General features: G+C 70.8%; 2 protein-coding genes and 1 pseudogene. 2 read left to right on the top strand and 1 reads right to left on the bottom strand.

Annotation, left to right across the window (positions count from 1 at the left end):
• Both AC1D1W_RS20550 and AC1D1W_RS20545 read left to right on the top strand, forming a co-directional pair.
• A pseudogene (locus AC1D1W_RS20550) lies at positions 1-323 on the top strand (hypothetical protein); the annotation flags it as partial.
• Positions 324-332: 9 nt separating this feature from the next.
• Positions 333-1,460: an XdhC family protein gene (locus AC1D1W_RS20545; RefSeq protein ID WP_243177781.1), complete on the top strand. Its 1,128-nt coding sequence runs from the start codon at positions 333-335 to the stop codon at positions 1,458-1,460.
• A 189-nt stretch (positions 1,461-1,649) separates the two neighbouring features.
• Here AC1D1W_RS20545 and AC1D1W_RS20540 read toward each other — a convergent pair.
• Positions 1,650-2,160, bottom strand: a 511-nt coding sequence (locus AC1D1W_RS20540) for an NAD(P)H-dependent oxidoreductase (protein ID WP_476944681.1), incomplete at its 5' end; no start/stop codon positions are given.

The raw sequence follows: 2,160 nt of genomic DNA, 5'->3' as shown, positions 1-2,160 counted from the left end.
CTGCCGGACCGACCCCTGCGGCGGTCCCCGGACCCACCCCGGCTCCGGTCCCCGCGTCGGCGCCGGAACCGGTCCCTGTGCCTGTCTCAGCGGCGGCTGCGCCCGACGGCAGCCTGGATGCGCTGAGCCTCGCCAAGGGAATCGCGGCGGAGGCCGCGCCGGACGGCAGCCTGGATGCGCTGAGCCTCGCCAAGGGAATCGCGGCGGAGCAATTGGCCAGCCCGGTGAAGGTCCTCGGCGTTATCGCCGTCGTGGCGTGCATCGCGTACTGGGCCGGCCGGCGTTCGGCGTTCCGGCTGCTCCGGCTGTGCGGCAGGCTCTGAGGAGCGCCGATGCGTGATGTCCTCGCGGCCATGTTGCCCGACTGGCGAAGCGGTGCCACGGCAGGCCTGGCCACCGTCGTGAGCACATTCCGATCTGCGCCCCGGCTCCCGGGGGCGGCGATGCTGGTGACGGCCGGCGGCGAGGCCGTGGGATCCGTCTCCGGCGGCTGCGTCGAGGGGGCCGTGTACGAGCTCGCCACCCAGGTCAAGGACGACGGCGTGCCGGCCCTGGTGCGCTACGGGATCAGCGATGACGATGCCTTTGCCGTGGGCCTGACCTGCGGTGGAATCATCGATATCTTCGTCGAACCTGTTTCCCGGCACCGCTTTGCCGAACTCGACGCCGTCGCGCAGGACATCACCGCCGGGCGCCGCGTGGGCGTCGCCACGATCATCGAACACCCGGATGCCGGCCGCGTGGGGCGGCACCTGGTTGTCAGGCCGGACGGTTGCGGGGGTGACCTGGGCTCGGACCGGACCAACCGCGCCGTCGGCGACGACACCCAGGGTCTTCTCGCCGCCGGCCGGACGGGCATCCTGAACTACGGTGTGGACGGCGAGCGGCTGGACACCGGCATGCGCGTCTTCTTTGCCAGCTATGCGCCGCCGCCGCGCATGCTCGTTTTCGGCGCCATTGACTTCGCCGCGGCGCTGGCGCGGCTGGGCGCGTTCCTGGGCTACCGGGTGACCGTCTGTGATGCGCGGTCCGTATTCGCGACGCCGGCGCGATTCCCCGACGCCGCCGAGGTGGTCAACGCGTGGCCACACCGGTACCTAAGCGAGCAGTTTGCCCAAGGCCTGCTGGATTCCAGGGCTGTGCTCTGCGTCCTGACCCACGACCCGAAGTTCGACATCCCCGTCCTTGAGGTGGCCCTGCGCGGCAGCCCCGTGGCCTTTATCGGCGCCATGGGATCCCGGCGCACGCACGAGGACAGGATGGCACGGCTTCGGCAGACGGGACTGACTGAGGCCGAGTTGTCCAGGCTTCACAGTCCTGTCGGCCTGGACCTGGGCGCCCGCACCCCGGAGGAAACGGCGGTGTCCATCGCGGCAGAGTTCATCGCCCAGCAGTGGAGCGGCAGCGGGGAGCCGTTGCGGCAGCTCGGCGAACGGATCCACCACGACGAGCAGTTGTGACTGTGTGGACATGACGGCGGACGAGGCCCTGCGCTGGACGCTGGCGGTGCTGCTGCTGGCGGCAACGGGCTACCCGGCCGGGCAAAGCCTGTGCGGAGCCGGGCCGGCGGGTCTGCTTTCATGTCCGCCGCCCAGGCCGCCTGACCGCCGCTCCCCCCGGTGCGTCTGATCCGACGCACCGGATTCCGGCTACCGCGCGGCGACCGACGCGGGAGCCAGCAGTTCTCGGTACCGGGCGGCGTGCCGGCCGAGTTCGTCGGCGTCCACCCGGGGTGCCGAATGCAGGATGAGTGGCTGGGCCATCTCCAGGCCGCACAAGTGCGCGGTCGCGTCGAGGGGGCGCAGGAGCTCCTCCATCGTGAAGCGGTTGTGTCCTGCCGGCGCGTAGGACGATTCAGGGCCGCCGGTCGACAGCACCAGCTGGAGCCGCTTTCCGTGGAGGGCGTCGCCTCCGGCGCCGTACGCGAAGCCGTAGGTGAGCACCTGGTCCATCCACTCCTTCAGGACCCCCGGGACGGAGTACCAGTGCCACGGGAACTGCCAGACGATGGTGTCGTGCCCGCGCAGCAATTCCTGTTCCCGGGCGGTGTCGAACCGCCGGTCCGGGTGGGCGGCGGAGAGGTCATGCACCGTCACGTGCTCCAAGTCCATGATGGCTGAGGTGAGGTGCGCGGTGATCCGCGAGCTTTCCAGGTCGGGG

The organism is Arthrobacter sp. P1_B4, assembly GCF_056406555.1.
This window is presented reverse-complemented; position numbering and strand designations above follow the sequence as displayed.